The organism is Achromobacter sp. Bel, assembly GCF_012928505.1.
In the GTDB taxonomy this organism is placed as follows: domain Bacteria; phylum Pseudomonadota; class Gammaproteobacteria; order Burkholderiales; family Burkholderiaceae_B; genus Achromobacter.
The window spans coordinates 1-19,736 of the sequence record NZ_JABBJN010000062.1 but is presented as its reverse complement, the minus strand read 5'-3'; the positions used below and the strand labels follow the sequence as shown (position 1 = coordinate 19,736).

Here is a 19,736-nt window from a genome sequence, read left to right as displayed (position 1 = left end):
CCGATGCAACTCGTTTCAGAGCACATCGCGGAGCTGGTACCGCCCTTGCTGGAAGGGTTGGCCGTCACGCTTCAAATCATGGCAGGCGCCGTCGTGCTGGCGGTGCCCCTGGCCTTGGTGTCGGGCATCGGGCGTCTGTCGTCCGTCCGGCCAGTGCGCTGGCTGGCGTCGATCTATGTCGAGGTCTTCCGGGGCACGTCGGCGCTGGTGCAGCTGTTCTGGTTCTATTTCGTGCTGCCGCTGTTCGGCGTCCAACTGCCGGCCATGCTGGTGGGCATCGTGGTGCTGGCGTTGAACGCCGGCGCGTACGGGGCCGAAGTGGTGCGCGGCGCCATCCGCGCCGTACCGCCAGGCCAGCGCGAGGCGGGCCTGGCGTTGAACCTGACGCGCGCGCAGATCATGCGCCGCATCGTCGTGCCGCAGGCGGTTCCCGCCATGCTGCCGCCCGCCGGCAACTTGCTGATCGAACTGATGAAAAACACGGCGCTGGTGTCGCTGATCACCATCACCGACCTGACCTTCCGTGGCCAGTTGCTGCGCAGCGAAACGCTGCGCACCACTGAAATTTTCGGCCTGATGCTGCTGCTGTACTTCGCGGTGGCCTTGCTGATCACGGCGGGCGTGCGTCTGCTTGAGCGGAGGGTCCGCGTCCGATGACACCGGTATTCGATTGGTCTTTCGCGCTGGAAATCCTGCCCACGCTGGGTTCCGCGCTGGTCATCACCATCCAGGCGACGGTGCTGGGCATGCTGGTGGCGGTCACGCTGGGTCTGGTGCTGGCGATGCTGCGGCGCTCGCGCCTGCGCATGGTGTCGCTGCCCACGGCGTTCGTGATCGAGTTCGTGCGCAGCACGCCGCTGCTGGTGCAGATGTATTTCCTGTTCTATGTGCTGCCGTTGACGGGGGCGAAGATGTCGCCGCTGACGACCGGCATCGTGGCGTTGGGCGTGCACTACGCGACCTATTGCGCCGAGGTCTACCGCGCCGGCATCGAGGCGGTTCCGCGCGGGCAGTGGGAGGCAGCCACCGCTTTGAACATGTCGCGCTGGCGCACGGCGGTGGGCGTGGTGCTGCCGCAGGCCATCCCGCCCGTGGTGCCGGCGCTGGGCAATTACCTGGTGGCGATGTTCAAGGACACGCCGCTGCTGTCGGCCATCACCGTGGTGGAGCTGTTGCAGCAAAGCAAGATGATCGGGTCCGCGACGTTCCGGTACACCGAACCCCTGACGCTGGTGGGCCTGCTGTTCCTGGCGCTGAGCCTGGTGGCGGCGTGGGGCGTGCGCGGCATGGAGGCCCGCCTGCAACGATATGGAGGAAAACGATGAGCGCCAGCTTGAACATCAAGAACCTGCACAAGCGCTACGGAGAGCTGGAAGTGCTGCGTGGCATCAACCTGGAGATCCCGGCGGGCCAGACGGTGGCGGTGATCGGCCCGTCGGGCTCGGGCAAGTCCACCTTGCTTCGCGTGCTGATGACGCTGGACCCGCCCACCAGCGGCGATATCGAGGTCGACGGGCAATCGATGTGGAAGGACGAGCAGGGCCGTCCGGTGGGGGCCAATTCCGAACACCTGCGCCGCGTGCGCGGCAAGATCGGCATGGTGTTCCAGCACTTCAACCTGTTCCCGCACATGACGGCGCTGGGCAACGCGATGGAAGCGCCGGTGCATGTGATGGGCCTGCCGAAGGACCAGGCGCGGGAACGCGCCGTGGAATACCTGGACATGGTGGGCCTGGGCGACAAGCTGGACGTCTACCCCGCCCAATTGTCCGGCGGGCAGAAGCAGCGAGTCGGCATCGCCCGCGCGTTGGCCATGTGCCCCGAGATCATGCTGTTCGACGAAGTGACCTCCGCGCTGGATCCCGAACTGGTGGGCGGCATCCTGCAGATCCTGCGGGATTTGTCCGCCCGCCGCAGCATGACCATGATCATTGTCACGCACCAGATGAAGTTCGCCGAACGCAGTTCGGACCGGACGTTGTTTTTTGATGAAGGCAACATCGTCGAGGACGCCGAATCCTCTGTGCTGTTCAGCCAGCCGAAAGAGCCGCGCACGCGCCAGTTCCTGGATAGCGTGATCGAAGGCCAGTAGCGGCGCGGTTTGACCCTGACGGGGAAGTTGGGATTGGGATGGGCGCCGGCGGGGGGCGCTATGCTGTGGCGTCCAATGGCCCGGAGGCCCCAGCATGAGTCATCTGTTCAGTCCCACGGCGGTCGGCAACGTCCCGCTTGCCAACCGCATCGTCATCGCCCCCATGTGCGAATACTCGGCCGAAGCCGGCTGTGCCACCGATTGGCACATGATCCATCTGGGCCATCTTGCCTTGTCGGGCGCCGGGCTGCTGTTCACCGAAGCCACCGCCGTCGAGCCCGATGGCCGCATCTCGCCGGGGGACCTGGGCCTGTGGTCGGATGAGACAGAGGCCGCCCTGGGCCGTGTGGTGGCGGCGGTGCGCCGCTATTCCCCCATCAAGCTGGGCATCCAGCTGGGCCACGCGGGACGCAAGGCGTCCAGCGATGCGCCCTGGAACGGCGGCCAGCTGGTGCCGCCCGCCGATGGCGGGTGGCAGGGCTGGGCGCCGTCGGCCATTGCACACAATGCGTCCGAGCCGCCGCCCCATGCATTGGACGAAGCCGGCTTGGCACGCGTGCGCGCCGCGTTCGTGGATAGCGCCCGCCGCGCCATCCGGCTGGGCTTTGATGCTATCGAACTGCATGCGGCGCACGGCTATCTGCTGCACCAGTTCCTGTCGCCCTTGTCGAACCAGCGCCAGGACGCCTATGGCGGCTCGCTGGAAAACCGCATGCGGTTCCCGCTGGAGGTTTTCCAGGCGTTGCGCGAGGTCACGCCTTCCTCCGTGGCGCTGGGCGTGCGCGTATCGGCCACCGATTGGGTGGAGGGGGGCTGGGACCTGGAACAGACGTTGGCCTTCGCGCAGGCGCTGAAAGCGCGCGGCTGCGAGTTCATCGACGTTTCCAGCGGCGGCGTGTCGTCGCAGCAGAAGATCCCCGTGGGGCCCAACTACCAGGTGCCCTTCGCGCAAGCCATCAAGCGCAAGGTCGGCATGCCCACGATCGCCGTCGGGCTGATTACCGAGGCCCAGCAGGCCGAAGACATCCTGGCGCAAGGGCAGGCCGATATGGTCGCGCTGGCGCGCGGCATGCTCTACGACCCCCGCTGGCCTTGGCATGCGGCGGCGCAGTTGGGCGGGCAGGTGGCGGCGCCGCGCCAGTACTGGCGTTCGCAGCCGCGCGAGTTGAAGGAACTGTTCGGCGAGACCCGTTTCGGCCAGCGTTGACCGGGCGCTGCACGCCTGCTTTCGCCTGCGACCTTGCACGCATGTAAAAAAAGCGCCGCATCAATGCGGCGCTTCTCATGCTGGCCAGGGCGCGGGGCTTACAGGCGCGAATAGGCCTGTTCCAGTTCACGGTTCAGCGCATCGGCAAAATCCGCACTGGCCGGGTCCAGTTGCGACAGCAGGCGTGCCAACACGACGTTGTCTTCTTCGCCGTTCCAGATCTTGATGTAGGTGCCTTCCTTGTAGCCATGCTGCTGGCGGAAGATGTTCAGCACGTTCTTCGACACGTATTGCGTGTAGGCGTCGTTCCAGGTCATGTCGCATGCCGTCATGGTCTGTTCCAGCACCTTGTAGCTGGCGCGACCGCAGACGGCCAGGCCGCCGATGAGTTCCAGCAGTTCCGGCACGGGCAGGCCGTTCAGCGCATAGGCCTTGCCGTCCAGCAGCACCGAGGGCGGCGTGGCCAGGTCGGCCACCAGCGCCGCGGCGGCGCCATCCCGCTGGCCGCCAGCCTCGACGATCGTATGGGACAGGTAGAAGTGCAGGATGTCGACCAGTTCCATCTGGACCTGGGGCAGGTCGATGGTCTGCTTCTTCCACCACTTCCAGCCGTAGTGCTCCAGGGCTTCCGCGGATTCGACGAATGCGGCGCGCAGGAAACGGGCGCCGCCGTTGATCCAGTCGGGATTGATCATGCTGTTCAAGTGGTCCTGCAACTTCAGCATCGTGGCCGCTTGGGCTTGGTTCAATCCGACAACGTTATTCACTTTCACTCCGGGGTTCTATAGGGGCTATTCAATCGCGGCGGAAATGTTAGCACTTGACCACGCCGTCGTCCGGACGCGGAGGTCAGCCGCCGTCCTTGCGATAGGACGATTTCAACGGCGGTAGCTTGTCCAGCAGGCTTTTGCTCGGTTTGCGCGCGGCGCCGGCCGCCTTGATCAGCATGAACGCGAAGAATCCCAGGAAGATGGCGGGCACCAGTTCGTCCAGATCGAATTGCGGGTTGCGGAAGGCGCGGAATCCGATATTGACCGCCGCCCAACCGGCCAGGATGCCGCCGATCGTCAGCACGGCGCCGATCTTGCGCTGGCGTGCGCGCCGAGCCATCGAGACCGCGCCTTCATCGGTTGGAGCCGGCGCCGTCGAGCCGGGGGCGGTCGCCTCGCGCCGGGACGGCAAGGGCGGCAGCGCCGGCTTGCCCCACGGCGCGGTGGACAGGGAATCGGAAGCGGGCGGGGGCACCGGCACGGCAGCCGGGGAGGCGGCCTGCGGGGCGGATTCGCGCTTGTCGGGAACCCGGCCGGGCGTGGGGCCCCCGGCATTCGTCAGATTCTCGATATAGCGCGCGAAATCGCCGTTTTTCGGCTCCAGGTCTATCGCCATGATTCCCTCTTTGGGTTCAGTTGCCGCGCCGGACCCGGGCCGGTTGACGGCGCTTGCGGACCATGGCGAGCAGAAGTCCGCATCCTAGCAGTACGGAGAGGCCTGCGCCGATCATCATGGCGATCTGCTGGGTGTTTTCAGCGGTGCCCAGGCTGCGTGCGGTGATGTAGCCCGGCGCCAGCATCAGCGGCATCCACAGCAAGGCGGACAGCACATTGGCCAGCTGGAAGCGGCTTTGCGCCATGCCCATCACGCCGGCGACAGTGGGGATGGTGGACCGGATCGGGCCTAGGAACCGGCCAATCAGCACCGACGCGAAGCCGTAGCGGTAAAAGAACAGTCGCGCCCGCGCCACGCCGGTGCGCTGCTGCTTGAGCGGCCAGCGGCGCAGGACGCCGGGGCCGGCCCAGCGTCCCAGCCAATAGGACAGCGCGTCGCCCACGATGGCGCCAGCGATGCCCCAGGCGATGACGCCCCACGGATCGAGCGTGCCGGCGCCAATCAGGCCGCCGGTCAGCAGCATCAGCGCGGTGGCGGGAATGAACAGGCCCAGCAGGACCATGGATTCGCCCAGGGTCAGCAGGAAGGTGATCGGGCCCGCCCACACCTGGTTGGCCTCGATGAAAAGGCCGATTTTGTCTATGTATTGGTCCATGAAGGCGAAGTCTGAAAATTAGCTGAAAGCAATCGAGTATCTTAACGCCTGCCGTGGTGGCCAAATGTTATCTAGGCTATCTGAATGATGCGACGAATCGGGGAACTATGGATTCAGTGACACAAGCCGTGCTGGGCGCGGGCATACAGGGCGTCATGCTGGGGCGTTTCCAGGGGCGCCGGGCGCTGATCTACGGGGCCGCGCTGGCCACCGTGCCGGATCTGGACGTGCTGATGCGCTATCCGGACCCGGTTTCGCTCATGACTTACCACCGGGGCTTTTCCCATTCGCTGTTCGTCCTGACCGGTCTGGCGCTGTTGCTGACCTGGCTGATGCGCAAATACTGGCCGCAGGCCCCCTACGGTGGGCGAAGGCTGTTCCTGACCTTATGGCTGGTGCTGGTGACGCATCCGGTGCTGGACGCCTTCACGGTGTATGGCACGCAGCTGTTCTGGCCGTTCACCCCCATCCCTGAAAGCTGGTCCGCCATTTTCATCATCGATCCGGTCTATACCGTGCCCTTGCTGGCGGCGGTGCTGTTCGCCATCGCGGTCGGCATGACGGACCGCGCGCGTCGCTTGTTGGCGGCCGCCTTGATCTTCAGCACGGCCTATCTGGGTTTCGGCCTGGCCGGCCGCATCATGGCCGAAGACCGGGTGCGCGACGCGATGCGCCAGCAGGGCATTGCCGTCACGGAATTAAGGGCGGTGTCGATGCCGTTCAACACGCTGGTCTGGCGCGTGATTGCCAAGACGGCCGATGGGGACTATTACGAATCGGTCAGCAGCCTGTTCGACCGCGCCCCTCCCGAATGGCTGCGCCAGCCGTTGAACCTGGACCTGGCCCGCGCACTGGCCGACGTGCCCCTGCACCAGCGCCTGCGCTGGTTCACGGACGACTGGCTGCGCTATGACGCCATCGGCGACGCGCTGGTGGTGTCCGATCTGCGCATGGGCATGGCGGGGCATTACACCTTCCGCTTCAAGATGGCCGAGCGCGCCGCGGACGGAGGGTGGCAACCCGTCACGCCCGCTGTGTGGCCCAGCGAGCGCGGCGGGTGGGCGGAATTGAAACTTGTGCTGGCGCGCATCCTGAATCCTCAGCCACCGCTGCCGCTGGCGCAATGGTCGGTGCTGTCGACGAAATGAGCGCGCGGCCTGCCGCCGCTCAGGCGCAGGCGGCGATGGCCATGCCGCCAATCATCGCGGCAATGTCGGCAACGTCCTGCCGCGACAGGGCCGGTACGCCAAGCCGCCGCAGCAGCGCTTCGCGCGCTACCGCGAAAGCCAGCGCCTGGCCCAGGATCGCGTGCGCGCGCAGCACTTGTTCCCTGCGGCCGCGCGCTTCGTTCCGGATGTCGGCCGCCAGATCAGCGACTTTCGTGTGCAGCGGCAGGAACAGCCGGGTGTAGAGCGCATCGAATTTTTCCGTGGGCCGGAGCTGTTCGCGCGCCAGCAGCAGACTGCCTGCCGTTGACGTCTCGGAGTCCAGCAACGCGCAGGCAAAGTCCTGCATGAGCGACTTGAGGGCCGCGGCGGCCTCGCCAGCGGAGGCCCGCGCGGGCGGCTGCAGGTCCAGACGGCCGACGATCCCCGCGGCCACATGCTCCAGCACGGCGGCGTACACGCCTTCCTTGCCGCCGAAATGGTACGGAATGGCAGATTGATTCACGCCCGCTTCGTCCACCAGTTGCCGTGTCCGCACGCCGTCAAGTCCCTGACGGCTGAACAGTGCCAGCCCGGCCCGGATGAGCCGGTCGCGGGTGTCGCGGGTGCGCGCATTGAGCGTGTCTTGATCGTCCATCGATGTCGTCATTTTCTGGCGGTTGCGCCTTGCTAGAGGTCCGCGTGCATCAGCCGCGTGGTGTTGTCGTTCAATTCGACGCCGGCTGTCGGGCCGACCAGCACGGTGCCGCCGATATTAGCCATGTGCCGCCCGAAGGCGCAATTCGGTTCGAAGGCAAAGCACATGCCTTCTTGCAGCGGAAGATCGCGTCCCACGGTCGGCAGCCGCTTGAGTTCAGGATAGCGGGCGGCTTCGGGCAGCGATTCTATGCCCGGCGCGGTGCCGAATCCTACAGGACCATACGGATTGAGGCTGTGGATCAACGGATGGACGTGCCAGCCACCGGCCGCCAGCAACGGCGCCTCCATCGCGTCGACCACATCGCCGAACGTGCTGCCGACTCGCAGCGCTTGCACGCCTGCTTCGTAGCTGGCGCGGGCGACGTCCGCTGCACGCAGGATATCGGGATGTACCTCGCCGATCGCCACGGCGGCCTGATGTTGCGTCTCCATCATGCCGTACAGCGCGAAAATCTCCGACAGGATCAAATCGCCTTCGCGCAGAATCCTGGGCGCCTGGGCGCGGTATTGCCAAGCGGCGGGTCCCCATCCTACATATTCCGGACCTGACCCAAGCAGTATCTCGGCCGTGTAGCCGCCCATCGAAAAGCAGGTGGCCGTCACTGCCGCGACCAAGTCAGCCTCCGATACGCCCGGTTTGGCGGTTGCGCGAAGCGTCGCGCTCATCGCTTCGCCGATACGCGCTGCGTGGCGGATCAGCGCAAGCTCTTCAACGCTTTTGACGGCCGCTCGCTGGAAAAATGGCCGATACACCGGCACGAACGTCGCGTCGGGCATTGCCGCTTCCAGCGCCTGAAGCGTCCGCGCCGGCATGGCGCCATCGAAGTAGAAGGGCGGGTAGGGCTCCAACCCGATCACGCCGATCCGGGTGCCGTTCATCCCGCGATTCGCCAGCCACGCGCCGACGTCGCGGCCCGTCTTGCCCACGAACAATTGTTCGGGTGCGATCCACTGGAGGTCGCCGCGCAACGCAGCTTGCAGGTGATCGGCGACCATCAGCGAGGCAAACGTGTAGACCCGCGGCGCTTCGTCACCGATGAAAACCACCATCGACCCGGGTCGGTCATTGGTGAAGTAGCAGTCCTGCGCGAAGCCGGCAGGCGCGCAGGCCTCCCGGTCGCCGTAAACGATCAGCGCTTCCAGACGCTCGGCCTGCATCAGATCGCGGGCGAGTTGCCAGCGACGGTCGCGTTCATCGAGGGTCAAGGGGGATGGGGGCGTAAGCATGGCTCGGTCCTATGAGAGGGAAACAAGGGAAGCGAAATTTAATTCATTCAAATGAATTAATCAATTCGCGTGCCGAGACCCCCTTGTTGACCGTCTGGATCGCCTGCATTATTCTTGTTCCCAATTAAGGAACATTAGTTCCGATTTATGGAACATCCATGAGTATTCTAGATGGGGTCCAACGCGTCCTGGCGCTCTATGCGGAAGGTGCGACGGAACTGAGCTTTACCGACGTCTCGGCGCGCCTGGCCATGCCCAAAAGCACGGCCTCGCGCCTGCTGAACCAGATGCAGCACTACGGCATGCTGGACCAGGACGCGGCCACGCGCCGCTATCGCCCGGGCGCCTTGCTCGCCCAGGCCGTGCGCGCCGGCATGACCGCCACGCCGCTGGACGAAGCCTGCCGCGCCGTGTTGGTCCGCTTGTCGGAAGACAGTGGCCTGACGGCTTATCTCTCCACGCTTAATCAGCGCGAAACCGTGGTGCTGCAACGATTGAACGGGTCGCATCCGGTACAGGTGCTGTCGCCGCCCGGATCGCGCCGCAACGCCTCGGGCACGGCGATGGGGCGGGCGTTGCTGTCGCGGCTGAACGAGGGCGAATTCCACGCCTTGTACGGTACGGATCCGGCTCGGCCCTTGCCGACGGAAGGCCGCGATTGCCCTGCGACCGTCGGCGACTTGGCCCGCCTGGTCGCGCAGACGCGCGCGGACCGCTGCGGCGTCGCCATCGATCAAGCCATGCCCGGCATCGGCGCGGTGGCGGCGGCGGTGCGCGATCCTGCGACGGGCGACCTGCGCGGACTGTGCCTGTCGTTCGTGTCGTTCCAGGCTGATGCAGCCCGTGTGGCGCGCTTGCGCGAATCCGTGCTGCAGCAGGTGGGCGCGCTTGGCCGTGAATTGAATGACCCTTATTGGCTGGGTTGAGCCGACATTTGCCCATCCCCGACGCGTCCCCGGGGACGCTATCCAGAACACCCCAGCATTCTCCAAAACCCTTAACGGATCCTCCCTCCATGAACCTCTTGCTACTCAGCAATTCCAGCAGCGATGCGGGTTATCTGGTCCACGCCATGCCGGATATCCGCGATCTGATTGCGTCCCTGCCGCAGGGCGCGCCGGCTGTCTTCGTGCCTTTTGCAGGCGTCACGCGCACTTGGGACGACTACACGGCGCTGGTGTCCTCGGCGCTGGCCGACACCGGCCTGGACATTCAGGGCCTGCATCGCGCGGAAAACCCCGCGGCCGCGCTAGAAAGCGCCGCGGTCATCATCGTGGGGGGCGGCAATACCTTCAATCTGCTGGGCCAGTTGCGCCGCCAAGGCCTGCTGGACGTGGTCGCGCGCCGCGTGCGGGCAGGCGCTGCCTACCTGGGCTGGAGCGCGGGCTCGAACCTGGCTTGCCCCAGCATCTGCACCACCAACGACATGCCCATCACGGATCCGGGAGGCTTCGACGCGCTGGGCCTGCTGTCGTTCCAGATCAATCCGCACTACACCAACGCCCATCCGCCTGGGCACCGCGGCGAAACGCGCGCCCAGCGCCTGGCCGAGTTCTGCACGCTGAATCCGGCGATGCCGGTGCTGGGCCTGCCCGAAGGCGCCGCGCTGCGCGTGCGTGGCACCCAGATCGCGTTGATCGGTCCGCACGATGCGCCGCTGTTCCTGGGCCAGGCCGAGCCGCGCGTATTCCGTCCGGGCGCCTTGGAGATCCCGGCATGAAGCAGGTGATCGACACCATTGAACTGCTGTCGTCGGCCCACATCACGGGCGACGCCGTGGCGCAGGTGCTGCGCGATGCCGGCCAATGCGAGGTGGACGTGACCCGTCTTGAGCGCGACGGCGCGGCGACGGACTTCCTGTCCATCGTGATCCCCGGTGCGGATGACGCCGCGCCGCAGTTGGGCATCGTGGGCCGTTTGGGCGGCATCGGCGCGCGCCCGGCGGTGACGGGACTGGTGTCCGACAGCGACGGCGCGGTGGTCGCCATCGCCGCGGCGCTCAAGCTCATGGCGATGGCGCGCCAGGGCGACGTCCTGCCTGGCACCGTGCGCATCCGCACGCATATCTGCCCGCGCGCCGGCACGCGTCCGCACCATCCGGTGCCGATGATGCGTTCGCCGTTCCCCATGCGCGAAATGATGTCGTATGAAGTGGATCCGCGCATGGATGCCATCCTGTCCGTCGATACGACGCGCGGCAACCGCCTGGTCAACAAGCGCGGCGTGGCGCTGACGCCGGTCGCCAAGCAAGGCTATCTGCTGCGTATTCCGGAAACGATGCTGGACGTGATGGGCTGGGTCAGCGGCGAACTGCCCGTGACCTTGCCGCTTACCACGCAAGACATCACGCCGTACGAAAACGGCCTGTGGCACGTGAATTCGCTGATGCAGCCGGCCATCGTGACGGATGCACCGGTGGTGGGCGTGGCGCTGACGGCGCAGACGACGGTGCCGGGCTGTGCGACGGGCGTCACGAACGCCGTCGATGCCGACGTCGCGATGCGTTTCTGCATCGAGATCGCCAAGCTGTTCGGCCAGCGCACGATGACCTTCTTCGACGACGCGGAGTGGCACACGCTGCAAGGCCGCTACGGCTCGATGGCGCATCTGCAGACCGTGGGCCGCGTAGACGGCGGCGCGGCATGAGCGCGGCGCAAGCGCGCCGCGTGGCGTTTTTCACCATCGGGGAGTCGCCGCGCAGCGATGTCGTGCCCGAGATGGCGCGGCTGCTGGGCGATACCGTGCGGATCGATGAATTCGGCGCGCTCGATGGGTTGGATGCCGCGGCGCTGGCCGCGATGGCACCCAGGGACGGCGAATACCGTTTCGCCACGCGCCTGCGCGACGGCGCCCAGATCCAACTGGATGCCGCCGCCGCCGAAGCGCGATTGGCCGACGTGATGCGGCAGGCGGACGGGGCGGGTTACGACGTGCTGGTCCCGCTGTGCACCGGCACGGCCATCGCGCCGATGCGCACGCTGGTCGTCGAGCCGCAGCAGGTCGTCGACCATCTGGTCGCAGGCTTGTCGCAGCACTGCCGCAAGGTGGGGCTGGTGGTGCCGCTGGCCGAACAGGTCGATTTTTTTCATATGGCCGTGCCGCTGTCCTGCGAGACGCAGGTCGTGCACGCCTCGCCCTACGAGGCCGATGCCGAGTTGGCGGCGCGAAATTTCGCGCAAGCGGGCCAGGCATTGGCGTCGTGCGACCTGATCGTCATGCATTGCATGGGTTATACCGCCGGCATGCGTGAAGCGGTCTCGCAGGCGTCGGGCCGTCCGGTCCTGCTGTCCAACCGCCTGGTCGCCCAGGCGCTGTCGCAGTTATTGGAATAACGCCGCCAAAGCTGGCCGATGCAGGGCCTGGGACGCCACGTCCGCAACCCGGCCGGATGAGCGGCGAGGGGAGACGAAGCGGTCTTCGTCAATTTATCGTTGGGAGTGTCTTTTCATGTTCAGCCTTACTCTGCACCGCGCCGTTGGCGCCCTGTTTGCCGTTACCGCCCTGACGGCCGCCTCCACGGCGATGGCCGCCGATGCGTGGAAGCCCACGAAGCCCGTGCGGCTGCTGGTGGGCTTTGCGCCCGGCGGGTCCGCCGATACGCTGGCGCGCCTGCTGGCCGAACCGCTGTCGCAGCGCTTGGGCCAGACGGTCGTCGTCGAAAACCTGGCCGGCGCCGGCGGCAACATCATGGCGTACCGCCTGTCGCAATCGCCTGCCGACGGCTACACGATCGGCATCGCTGCGGCCGGTTCCATGGCCATCACCCACGTCCTGAATCCCAAGGGCACGAACTACACGCCCACGGACTTCACGCCGATCACGCTGGCGGCCGTGCAGCCGAACGTGGTCATCGTGAACAAGGACGTGCCGGCCAACAACCTGGCCGAACTCAAGGACTATTTCCAGAAGACGCCGACGGCCACCTATGGCACGGCGGGCGTGGGCATTTCGAACCACCTGATCGCCGAAACCATGCTGTACAAGATGGGCGTGAAGGTCCCGCACGCCGCCTATCGCGGCGCGGCGCCGGTCATCACCGACCTGCTGGGCGGCCACATCGCGATGACGATGGACAACATCTCCACCGCGGCGCCGCTGGCTTTGCAAGGCAAGGTCCGGGCGATCGCCGTCGCGTCGATCAAACGCGCCCCGCAATTGCCCAACGTGCCGACGCTGGACGAACAAGGGCTGAAGGGTTTCGACATGCCGACGTGGCAAGGTGTATTCGCCCCGGCAGGCTTGCCCGCCGACGTGCTGGCGGCCTATTACGACGCGCTGCAAGACGTGTTGAAGCAACCTGGCGTGATCGAGAAAATGGCGGGCCTGGGCTCGGAGCCGGTGACGGGCATGACGCCCGAGAAGACCAGCCAGTTCCTGGAAAACGACCGCAAGCAGTGGGCCGATATCGTCAAGGCCGCGAATATCAGCCTGGAGCAGTAAGCCGGGCGCGGCTGGGCGATGCCGGAATGTACTGAAGGACAATTCCGGTATCGCGGCTAGCCGCGCTTGACTCCTCCTACGCCGGATACCTCGCCGCGATTTCGGCGATCAACCGGCGTGCGGCATCCAGCTTGTCGGCGGCGGGCAGGGGGTGCGCGCCTTGCTCGTCGAACAGCACCAGTTCGGTGGTATCCGCATCCATGACTTTGTGCGCCAGGTTGCCCACCAGCAGCGGGATGCCCTTGCGCGCGCGCTTGGCTTCGGCATGTTCCGCAAGCTTTTCGGTTTCGGCGGCAAAGCCAACGCACCACGGGCCGTTTTCCAGTTTGGCCACTTCGGCCAGGATGTCGGGATTGGGTTCGAATTCCATCAGCGGCGCGCCGCCGCCTTCGGTGGTCTTCTTCAACTTCTGCGTGCTGACGTTCTTGACGCGCCAATCGGCCACCGCGGCCACCGCGATGAAGATGTCGGCGTCGGCGGCGCTGGCCATCACGGCATCGTGCATCTGGCGCGCGGTCATGACCGACAGCGCAGTCACGCCGCGGGGCACGGGCAGGAAGGTGGCGCCGGTGATCAGCGTGACCCGGGCGCCGGCTTCGCGGGCGGCGCGAGCCAGCGCGTAGCCCGTCTTGCCCGACGAGCGGTTGCTCAGCACGCGCACGGGGTCCACGGGTTCGGACGTGGGGCCGGCGGTCAGCAGTACATGGCGGCCGGCCAGCAACTTGGGCTGGAAGAAGGCGATCAGGTCGGTCAGCAGTTCATGCGCCTCCAGCATGCGGCCGTCGCCGGTTTCGCCGCAGGCCTGCTCGCCTGCAGACGGGCCCAGGACGCTGATGCCGTCGGCGCGCAATTGTTCGACATTGCGCTGCGTGGCCGGGTTGGCCCACATCTCGCGGTTCATCGCCGGCGCCACCAGAAGCGGACAGGCGCGCGCCAGGCACAGCGTGGACAGCAGGTCGTCGGCCATGCCGTGGGCCAGCTTCGCCATGAAGTCGGCGCTGGCGGGCGCGATCAGCACGGCGTCTGCGCCGCGCGTCAGGTCGATGTGCGCCATGTTGTTGGGCACGCGCGCATCCCAGGCATCCACGAACACCGGCCGGCCCGACAGGGCCTGCATGGTGACGGGCGTGATGAAGTGCGTGGCCGCCTCGGTCATCACCACGTCGACCGTGGCGCCTTGTTCGGTCATGCGCCGCACCAGCTCGGCGATTTTGTAGCAGGCGATGCCCCCGGTCAGACCGAGGACGATGCGTTTGCGGGCGAGATCGAGCATGAGGGCGTGGCGGCGGGTTCAGCGCCGTGAAAACGAGGAATGGAGGATGATTTTATTCTGCATTGCGGCATTGCGCCGTTCGCGATGCGTTCAGGGGGGATCAAATAGGGCAAAACCCAGCCCCAGGGAGGGGCGGCCGGGGCGTTGCGCCCCGGCGGCTGTGGTCACGCCTGCGGCTTCTTGCGCGCGCGCAGCAGCTCGTCCAGCACCAGTAGCACGGCGCCGCAGCTGATCCCCACGTCCGCCAGGTTGAAGGCGGGGAAGTAGGAGTCGTTCCAGTAGAACAGCAGGAAGTCCACCACGTGGCCATACACCACGCGGTCGATCACGTTGCCGATAGCCCCGCCCAGGATCAGCGTCAGCGCCAGGCTGAAGCGCGGCTGCCCATGGGTGCGGCGCAAGATGATCGTGATCACCACGGCCGCCACGATGCCCAGGGCAGTGAACAGCCAGCGTTGCCAGCCTTCCTCGGACGCCAGGAAGCTGAATGCGGCCCCCCGGTTGAACAGCAGCGTGAAGTCGAACACCGGCAGCACGTTGACCCGTTCGCCATACTGAAACGAGGTGTTGAAGTACACCTTGGTCAACTGGTCCAGCACGATGATCAACAGCGCCAGCGCCAGCCAGCCGCCCACGCGCGCGGGAACGGCGCGGGTGGGGGCCGTGCCCGTCACTCCCGAATCGGAGGGGCGGGCCATGCTCAAGCCTTGTCCCGGGTTTCGCCCGAGCCGAACAGGTTGGACACGCAGCGGCCGCAGATTTCGGGGTGTTCCGCGTCCTGACCCACGTCCAGGCGCCAGTGCCAGCAGCGCTCGCACTTCTTGTGGGTCGACGGCGTGACCTCGATGCGGGTCTCGCCTTCGCCCGCGTGCACGGTGGCGCGCGAGACGATCAGCACGAAGCGCAGGTCGTCGCCCAGGCTGGCCAGCAGTTGCTGGTCATCGCCATTGGCGTACAGGTCCACTTCCGCTTGCAGCGACGAACCGATGTCGCCCGCCGTGCGCACTTCTTCCAGCTTGCGCTGGACGTCGGCGCGGATGGCGCGCAGGCGCGTCCACTTGGCGGTCAGCGCGTCGGCGTCGGCAAACGGCGGCAGCGCGTGGTAGACCTCGGTGAAGATCGTCGTGCGGGCGGCGTCGGCCTGGTGCTTCAGGGCGGAGCCGACCAGTTCCTTCCAGGCTTCTTCAGCCGTGAAGGACAGGATCGGCGCCATCAGCTTGAGCAGCGTCTGCGTGATGTCCAGCAGCGCTGTCTGCGCCGAACGGCGCGCCACGCTGCCAGGGGCCGACGTGTACAGGCGGTCTTTCAGGATGTCCAGGTAGAACGCGCCCAGGTCTTCCGAGCAGAACGTCTGCAAGCGCGAGACGGCCGGATGGAAGTCGTAGCGTTCATAGTTCGCCTGCACTTCGGACTGCATCTGCGCGGTCATCGCCAGCGCATAACGGTCGATCTCGAAGAGCTCGCCGTAGGGCACCGATTGCGACACTGCGTCGAAGTCGGCCACGTTGGCCAGCAGGAAGCGCAGCGTGTTGCGGATGCGGCGGTAGCCTTCCACCACGCGCTTCAGGATCTCGTCCGAGATGGACAGTTCGCCCGAATAATCGGTGGATGCCACCCACAGGCGCAGGATTTCCGCGCCCAGCGAGTCCGACACCTTTTGCGGGGCGATCACGTTGCCCACGGACTTGCTCATCTTGCGGCCCTGGCCGTCCACCACGAAGCCGTGCGTCAGCAGTGCCTTGTAGGGCGGCTGGCCGTACAGCATGCAGCCGGTCAAGAGCGACGAATGGAACCAGCCGCGATGCTGGTCCGAGCCTTCCAGGTACAGGTCGGCGGGCCAACCCAGTTCAGCGCCGTGCGAACCGGCGAATTCGCCGTCCTTGCCGCCCAGCACCGTGGCGTGCGTGCTGCCCGAATCGAACCACACGTCCAGCGTGTCGCGGTTCTTTTCGTACTGGTCGGCTTCGTCGCCCAGCAGGTCGCGGGGTTCGATCGCTTGCCAGGCCTCGATGCCGCCTTGCTCGACGCGCTGCGCCACCTGCTCCAGCAGTTCGGCCGTGCGCGGGTGCAGTTCGCCGGTTTCCTTGTGCACGAAGAAGGCCATCGGCACGCCCCACTGGCGCTGGCGCGACAGGGTCCAGTCCGGACGGTTGGCGATCATCGCGTGCAGGCGGGCGCGGCCCCAGGCCGGATAGAAGGCCGTGGCGTCGATGCCGGCCAGCGCCGATTCGCGCAAGGTCGGGCCGCCATCCTTGGGCGCCACGTCCATGCCGGCGAACCATTGGCTGGTGGCGCGGTAGATGATCGGCGTCTTGTGGCGCCAGCAGTGCATGTAGCTGTGCTTGTGCTTTTCGACGTGCATCAGCGCGCCGGCTTCGGTCAGCGCTTCGACGATCTTGGGGTTGGCGTCCCAGATGGACAGGCCGCCGAACAGCGCCAGGCTGTCCACGTACTTGCCGTCGCCCATCACGGGGCTGATGAAATCGGTGTCTTTCATGCCGTGCGCTTTGCACGACACGAAGTCTTCAATGCCGTAGGCCGGTGCCGAGTGCACGACGCCCGTGCCCGAGTCGGCCGTGACGTAGTCGCCCAGGTAGATGGGCGAACGGCGGTCGTAGGCGGCGTTGAACTGCGCCAGCGGATGGCGGAATTCGAGGCCCGACAGCACTTCGCCCGGCGCCGTGGCGATGATCTCGCCTTCCAGGTGCCAGGATTTCAGGCAGGCTTCGACGCGGTCTTTCGCGACCAGCAGCAGCGGGCCGAACTTGGGCGCCGGCGACGACGGGGACACCCGCACCAGCGCATATTCGATTTCCGGGTGCACGTTCAGCGCCTGGTTGGACGGGATGGTCCAGGGCGTGGTCGTCCAGATCACGATGGCGCCGTCTTCCACCGAATCCAGGCCGAAGGCCTTGGCCAGCTTGGCCGGTTCGGCAAACGGGAAGGCGACGTCCACGGCGGGGTCGACGCGGTCGGCATATTCCACTTCGGCTTCGGCCAGGGCCGAGCCGCAGTCGAAACACCAGTTCACGGGCTTCAGGCCGCGGAACACATAGCCCTTGTCCAGGATGCGGCCCAGCGCGCGAATTTCGTCGGCTTCATTGCTGAAGTTCATCGTCATGTACGGACGGTCCCAGCCGCCCAGCACGCCCAGGCGCTTGAAGTCCTTGCGCTGGCGGTCGATCTGCTCGAGCGCGTAGGCGCGGGCCTTCGATTGCACCTCCGCCACGGGCAGGTGCTTGCCGTACTTCTTTTCGATCTGGATTTCGATCGGCATGCCGTGACAGTCCCAGCCCGGCACGTAATGCGCGTCATAGCCGGCCATGTTGCGGCTCTTGACGATGATGTCCTTCAGGATCTTGTTGACCGCGTGGCCGATGTGGATGTCGCCGTTCGCATAGGGCGGACCGTCGTGCAGCACGAAACGGGGCCGGCCGCGGCTGGCCGCACGGATCGCCTGGTAGACGTGGTTTTCCTCCCACTGCGAAATCCAGGCGGGCTCGCGCTTGGCAAGGTCGCCCCGCATGGGGAAGGGGGTATCGGGCAGGTTGAGGGTCTTTTTATAGTCCATGAACGGCAAAATAGGCGCGCGCGTTTCGCGCGTCTTCGGCGATGGCGGCAGTCAGGGAAGGGAGGTCAGGAAATTTTTCTTCGTCCCGCAGCTTGTGCAGGAATTCGACGCGTACGAGTTTACCGTAAGCGTCGACGGTATCGTCCAGCAGGTGCGACTCCAGCAGCACGCGACCGCGGTCTTCGACCGTCGGGCGCACGCCCAGGCTGGCCACGGCGGGCAACGGGCGTTCGGCCAGTCCATAGACCTGCACCACATAGATGCCCGAGCGGGCGGCGCATCGCTCGGCCACGCGCAGGTTCATCGTGGGAAAGCCCAGGGTGCGGCCCAGCTTCTGGCCATGGATCACGTGGCCGCTGATATGGTACGGGTGGCCCAGCAGGTGGCGGGCGCGGTCCAGGTCGCCCACGGCCAGCGCCGTGCGGACTTCGGAACTGGAAATCCGGTGGCCTTGCTGGTCGGTCACGTCGGCCAGCGTCTGCACTTCGAAGCCGTGGCGCATGCCGGCTTCGCGCAGCAGGTCGATATCGCCGCTGCGCTTGTGGCCAAAACGGAAGTCCTCACCCACCAGCAGCCATTTGGCCTGCAGCCCCTGCACAAGCAGGTTCTCGATGAAGGCGTTGGCCGACATTTCGGCCAGCCGGGCGTTGAAGCGTTCCACCACGACCTGGGACACGCCGTAGCGCGCCAGCGCCGCCAGCTTGTCGCGCAGCCCGGAAATCCGGGTCGGCGCCAGCTCGGGGCGTTGGTTCAGGGTGGCGAAATACTCCCGCGGGTGCGGCTCGAAGGTCATGACGGCAGGCGTCAGGCCGCGTTCGCGGGCGACTTGGCAGACGCGCGCCAGCATGGCCTGGTGCCCGCGATGGACGCCGTCGAAATTGCCGATCGTCAGCGCGCAAGGAGCGCGCCGGTCGGGCGGAGGCAGGGATCGGTAGATGCGCAGCGATGGTTTCACGAGCGAGAGTTTACAATTTTGGATTCCGGGTTTGTTCTAATCCCCCCAACCATTTATTCGCGACCGGTATTTCCGGGGTGCGAAATGGCGGTGGACAAGCCTGTTTGCGTCAAGCAACGCCCGTTTTGGCGGGCGCCCTGGGGGCTACATCTTTGGATTCTTCTATCTTGCCGGAAACACAAATTTCTAAACGCCGCCTTGTCATCCTGATCTCGGGACGGGGCAGCAACATGCAGGCGCTGGCCGAAGCGTGCCGCGACGAGGGCTGGCCGGCCGACGTCGCCGCCGTCATCGCCAGCCGGCCCGACGCCGGCGGCCTGGAATGGGCCGCCGCGCAGGGCATTCCCACGGCGGCCCTGTACCATAAGGATTACGCCAGCCGCGAGGCTTTCGACGCTGCCTTGGCCGCTGAAATCGATCGCTATGCGCCCGACTACGTCATCCTGGCCGGCTTCATGCGGGTGCTGACCCCGGGTTTCGTCAACCACTATGCCGGCCGGCTGGTCAATATCCATCCCTCGCTGCTGCCGGCGTTTCCCGGCCTGCACACGCATGCCCAGGCCTTGGCGACGGGCGTGCGGGTTCACGGCTGCACGGTGCATTTCGTCACGCCGGTGCTGGACCACGGCCCCATCATCGCCCAGGGCTGTGTGCCGGTCCTGGCTGGAGATACGCCGGAACTGCTGGCCAACCGCGTGCTGGCAGTGGAACATCAGGCTTTTCCGGCCGCGGTGCGCTGGTTGGCCGAAGGCCGGGTTACGCTGACAAGCGACCACCGGGTGGACGTGCAGGGGGACCCCGCGCGTTTGTTCACCTGGTCGCCGGCCGCTTGAGCGGACGCTGGGCTCCAACGCATCGCCCGCACTGAACCGCTTCATTGAAATTGCTCGCATTGAAATTGCTCGCATTGAATCGCTTTTACCGGGCGGAACTCCTCCGCCCCACTGGAACACACCATGACTAAACCCCAATCTCCGCGTTCTCGTCCGGCAGGCACCCCGAGGGCAGCCTCCGAAGGGCGCGACGGTCGGTCCTTCTTCTCGCGTCCCAAAGGCGACGCCCGCG

At 66.1% G+C, this 19,736-nt stretch carries 20 protein-coding genes; 11 read left to right on the top strand and 9 right to left on the bottom strand.

Features of this window, described 5'->3' with window-relative positions:
* Positions 1–3 precede the first annotated feature (3 nt).
* From ehuC to HG262_RS26490, 4 genes are all read left to right on the top strand, one after another.
* Positions 4–657 (top strand): ectoine/hydroxyectoine ABC transporter permease subunit EhuC, encoded by a 654-nt coding sequence (gene ehuC / locus HG262_RS26505; protein ID WP_169273848.1) that lies wholly within the window; start codon positions 4–6, stop codon positions 655–657.
* Positions 654–1,325 (top strand): ectoine/hydroxyectoine ABC transporter permease subunit EhuD, encoded by a 672-nt coding sequence (gene ehuD, locus HG262_RS26500; RefSeq protein ID WP_169273847.1) that lies wholly within the window; start codon positions 654–656, stop codon positions 1,323–1,325. The genes ehuC and ehuD overlap by 4 nt, the downstream gene beginning before the upstream one ends.
* Positions 1,322–2,092, top strand: coding sequence for an ectoine/hydroxyectoine ABC transporter ATP-binding protein EhuA (gene ehuA, locus HG262_RS26495; protein ID WP_169273846.1), 771 nt, complete (start codon positions 1,322–1,324; stop codon positions 2,090–2,092). The genes ehuD and ehuA overlap by 4 nt, the downstream gene beginning before the upstream one ends.
* A gap of 94 nt (positions 2,093–2,186) precedes the next feature.
* A complete protein-coding gene (locus tag HG262_RS26490; RefSeq protein ID WP_169273845.1) occupies positions 2,187–3,299 on the top strand; it encodes an NADH:flavin oxidoreductase/NADH oxidase in 1,113 nt (370 codons plus the stop codon).
* 98 nt (positions 3,300–3,397) lie between these two features.
* Here HG262_RS26490 and HG262_RS26485 read toward each other — a convergent pair whose 3' ends face one another.
* From HG262_RS26485 to HG262_RS26475, 3 genes are all read right to left on the bottom strand, one after another.
* The gene (locus HG262_RS26485; RefSeq protein WP_169273862.1) at positions 3,398–4,048 is read right to left on the bottom strand and encodes a dUTPase; all 651 of its coding nucleotides are present in this window, start codon (positions 4,046–4,048) and stop codon (positions 3,398–3,400) included.
* A gap of 100 nt (positions 4,049–4,148) precedes the next feature.
* Complete coding sequence (locus HG262_RS26480; RefSeq protein WP_169273844.1) at positions 4,149–4,685, bottom strand: hypothetical protein; 537 nt, start codon at positions 4,683–4,685, stop codon at positions 4,149–4,151.
* Positions 4,686–4,701: 16 nt separating this feature from the next.
* Complete coding sequence (locus HG262_RS26475) at positions 4,702–5,340, bottom strand: DedA family protein (protein WP_169273843.1); 639 nt, start codon at positions 5,338–5,340, stop codon at positions 4,702–4,704.
* 107 nt (positions 5,341–5,447) lie between these two features.
* On the opposite strand from HG262_RS26475, the gene HG262_RS26470 reads away from it, so the two are divergent.
* On the top strand, positions 5,448–6,488 hold the full coding sequence (locus HG262_RS26470) for a metal-dependent hydrolase (protein ID WP_169273842.1): 1,041 nt from the start codon (positions 5,448–5,450) through the stop codon (positions 6,486–6,488).
* Between the two features lie 19 nt (positions 6,489–6,507).
* Here the strand turns inward: HG262_RS26470 and HG262_RS26465 are convergent, their stop codons facing one another.
* Positions 6,508–7,143: a CerR family C-terminal domain-containing protein gene (locus HG262_RS26465; RefSeq protein ID WP_169273841.1), complete on the bottom strand. Its 636-nt coding sequence runs from the start codon at positions 7,141–7,143 to the stop codon at positions 6,508–6,510.
* A gap of 32 nt (positions 7,144–7,175) precedes the next feature.
* The gene (locus HG262_RS26460) at positions 7,176–8,411 is read right to left on the bottom strand and encodes a M24 family metallopeptidase (protein WP_248293508.1); all 1,236 of its coding nucleotides are present in this window, start codon (positions 8,409–8,411) and stop codon (positions 7,176–7,178) included.
* Between the two features lie 179 nt (positions 8,412–8,590).
* Between HG262_RS26460 and HG262_RS26455 the strand changes: the two genes are divergently transcribed.
* From HG262_RS26455 to HG262_RS26435, 5 genes are all read left to right on the top strand, one after another.
* Positions 8,591–9,358 carry an IclR family transcriptional regulator gene (locus HG262_RS26455; RefSeq protein WP_169273839.1) on the top strand — a complete coding sequence of 256 codons (768 nt, stop codon included), beginning with the start codon at positions 8,591–8,593 and terminating at the stop codon, positions 9,356–9,358.
* A gap of 89 nt (positions 9,359–9,447) precedes the next feature.
* Positions 9,448–10,152 carry a dipeptidase PepE gene (pepE, locus tag HG262_RS26450; protein WP_169273838.1) on the top strand — a complete coding sequence of 235 codons (705 nt, stop codon included), beginning with the start codon at positions 9,448–9,450 and terminating at the stop codon, positions 10,150–10,152.
* Positions 10,149–11,078, top strand: a complete 930-nt coding sequence (locus HG262_RS26445; protein WP_169273837.1) for a DUF1177 domain-containing protein — start codon at positions 10,149–10,151, stop codon at positions 11,076–11,078. Before pepE ends, HG262_RS26445 begins: the two co-directional genes overlap by 4 nt.
* On the top strand, positions 11,075–11,764 hold the full coding sequence (locus HG262_RS26440; protein WP_169273836.1) for an AroM family protein: 690 nt from the start codon (positions 11,075–11,077) through the stop codon (positions 11,762–11,764). Before HG262_RS26445 ends, HG262_RS26440 begins: the two co-directional genes overlap by 4 nt.
* A 115-nt stretch (positions 11,765–11,879) precedes the next feature.
* A complete protein-coding gene (locus HG262_RS26435) occupies positions 11,880–12,872 on the top strand; it encodes a tripartite tricarboxylate transporter substrate binding protein (protein ID WP_169273835.1) in 993 nt (330 codons plus the stop codon).
* A gap of 76 nt (positions 12,873–12,948) precedes the next feature.
* Here the strand turns inward: HG262_RS26435 and coaBC are convergent, their stop codons facing one another.
* From coaBC to HG262_RS26415, 4 genes are all read right to left on the bottom strand, one after another.
* Complete coding sequence (gene coaBC, locus HG262_RS26430; protein WP_169273834.1) at positions 12,949–14,145, bottom strand: bifunctional phosphopantothenoylcysteine decarboxylase/phosphopantothenate--cysteine ligase CoaBC; 1,197 nt, start codon at positions 14,143–14,145, stop codon at positions 12,949–12,951.
* Between the two features lie 164 nt (positions 14,146–14,309).
* Positions 14,310–14,843, bottom strand: a complete 534-nt coding sequence (gene lspA / locus HG262_RS26425; RefSeq protein WP_169273833.1) for a signal peptidase II — start codon at positions 14,841–14,843, stop codon at positions 14,310–14,312.
* Positions 14,844–14,845: 2 nt separating this feature from the next.
* Entirely contained in the window at positions 14,846–17,716 is a 2,871-nt protein-coding gene (gene ileS / locus HG262_RS26420; RefSeq protein ID WP_169273832.1) for an isoleucine--tRNA ligase, read from the bottom strand.
* Positions 17,706–18,671, bottom strand: a complete 966-nt coding sequence (locus HG262_RS26415) for a bifunctional riboflavin kinase/FAD synthetase (protein WP_169273831.1) — start codon at positions 18,669–18,671, stop codon at positions 17,706–17,708. Before HG262_RS26415 ends, ileS begins: the two co-directional genes overlap by 11 nt.
* A gap of 167 nt (positions 18,672–18,838) precedes the next feature.
* On the opposite strand from HG262_RS26415, the gene purN reads away from it, so the two are divergent.
* Positions 18,839–19,504 carry a phosphoribosylglycinamide formyltransferase gene (gene purN / locus HG262_RS26410; RefSeq protein ID WP_169273830.1) on the top strand — a complete coding sequence of 222 codons (666 nt, stop codon included), beginning with the start codon at positions 18,839–18,841 and terminating at the stop codon, positions 19,502–19,504.
* Positions 19,505–19,736 lie beyond the last annotated feature (232 nt).

Coding starts and splice junctions, on each gene's coding strand:
- ehuC (WP_169273848.1), top strand. CDS start 4: ATGCAACTCGTTTCAGAGCACATCGCGGAGCTGGTACCGCCCTTGCTG.
- ehuD (WP_169273847.1), top strand. CDS start 654: ATGACACCGGTATTCGATTGGTCTTTCGCGCTGGAAATCCTGCCCACG.
- ehuA (WP_169273846.1), top strand. CDS start 1,322: ATGAGCGCCAGCTTGAACATCAAGAACCTGCACAAGCGCTACGGAGAG.
- HG262_RS26490 (WP_169273845.1), top strand. CDS start 2,187: ATGAGTCATCTGTTCAGTCCCACGGCGGTCGGCAACGTCCCGCTTGCC.
- HG262_RS26480 (WP_169273844.1), bottom strand. CDS start 4,685: ATGGCGATAGACCTGGAGCCGAAAAACGGCGATTTCGCGCGCTATATC.
- HG262_RS26475 (WP_169273843.1), bottom strand. CDS start 5,340: ATGGACCAATACATAGACAAAATCGGCCTTTTCATCGAGGCCAACCAG.
- HG262_RS26470 (WP_169273842.1), top strand. CDS start 5,448: ATGGATTCAGTGACACAAGCCGTGCTGGGCGCGGGCATACAGGGCGTC.
- HG262_RS26465 (WP_169273841.1), bottom strand. CDS start 7,143: ATGGACGATCAAGACACGCTCAATGCGCGCACCCGCGACACCCGCGAC.
- HG262_RS26455 (WP_169273839.1), top strand. CDS start 8,591: ATGAGTATTCTAGATGGGGTCCAACGCGTCCTGGCGCTCTATGCGGAA.
- pepE (WP_169273838.1), top strand. CDS start 9,448: ATGAACCTCTTGCTACTCAGCAATTCCAGCAGCGATGCGGGTTATCTG.
- HG262_RS26445 (WP_169273837.1), top strand. CDS start 10,149: ATGAAGCAGGTGATCGACACCATTGAACTGCTGTCGTCGGCCCACATC.
- HG262_RS26440 (WP_169273836.1), top strand. CDS start 11,075: ATGAGCGCGGCGCAAGCGCGCCGCGTGGCGTTTTTCACCATCGGGGAG.
- HG262_RS26435 (WP_169273835.1), top strand. CDS start 11,880: ATGTTCAGCCTTACTCTGCACCGCGCCGTTGGCGCCCTGTTTGCCGTT.
- coaBC (WP_169273834.1), bottom strand. CDS start 14,145: ATGCTCGATCTCGCCCGCAAACGCATCGTCCTCGGTCTGACCGGGGGC.
- lspA (WP_169273833.1), bottom strand. CDS start 14,843: ATGGCCCGCCCCTCCGATTCGGGAGTGACGGGCACGGCCCCCACCCGC.
- ileS (WP_169273832.1), bottom strand. CDS start 17,716: ATGGACTATAAAAAGACCCTCAACCTGCCCGATACCCCCTTCCCCATG.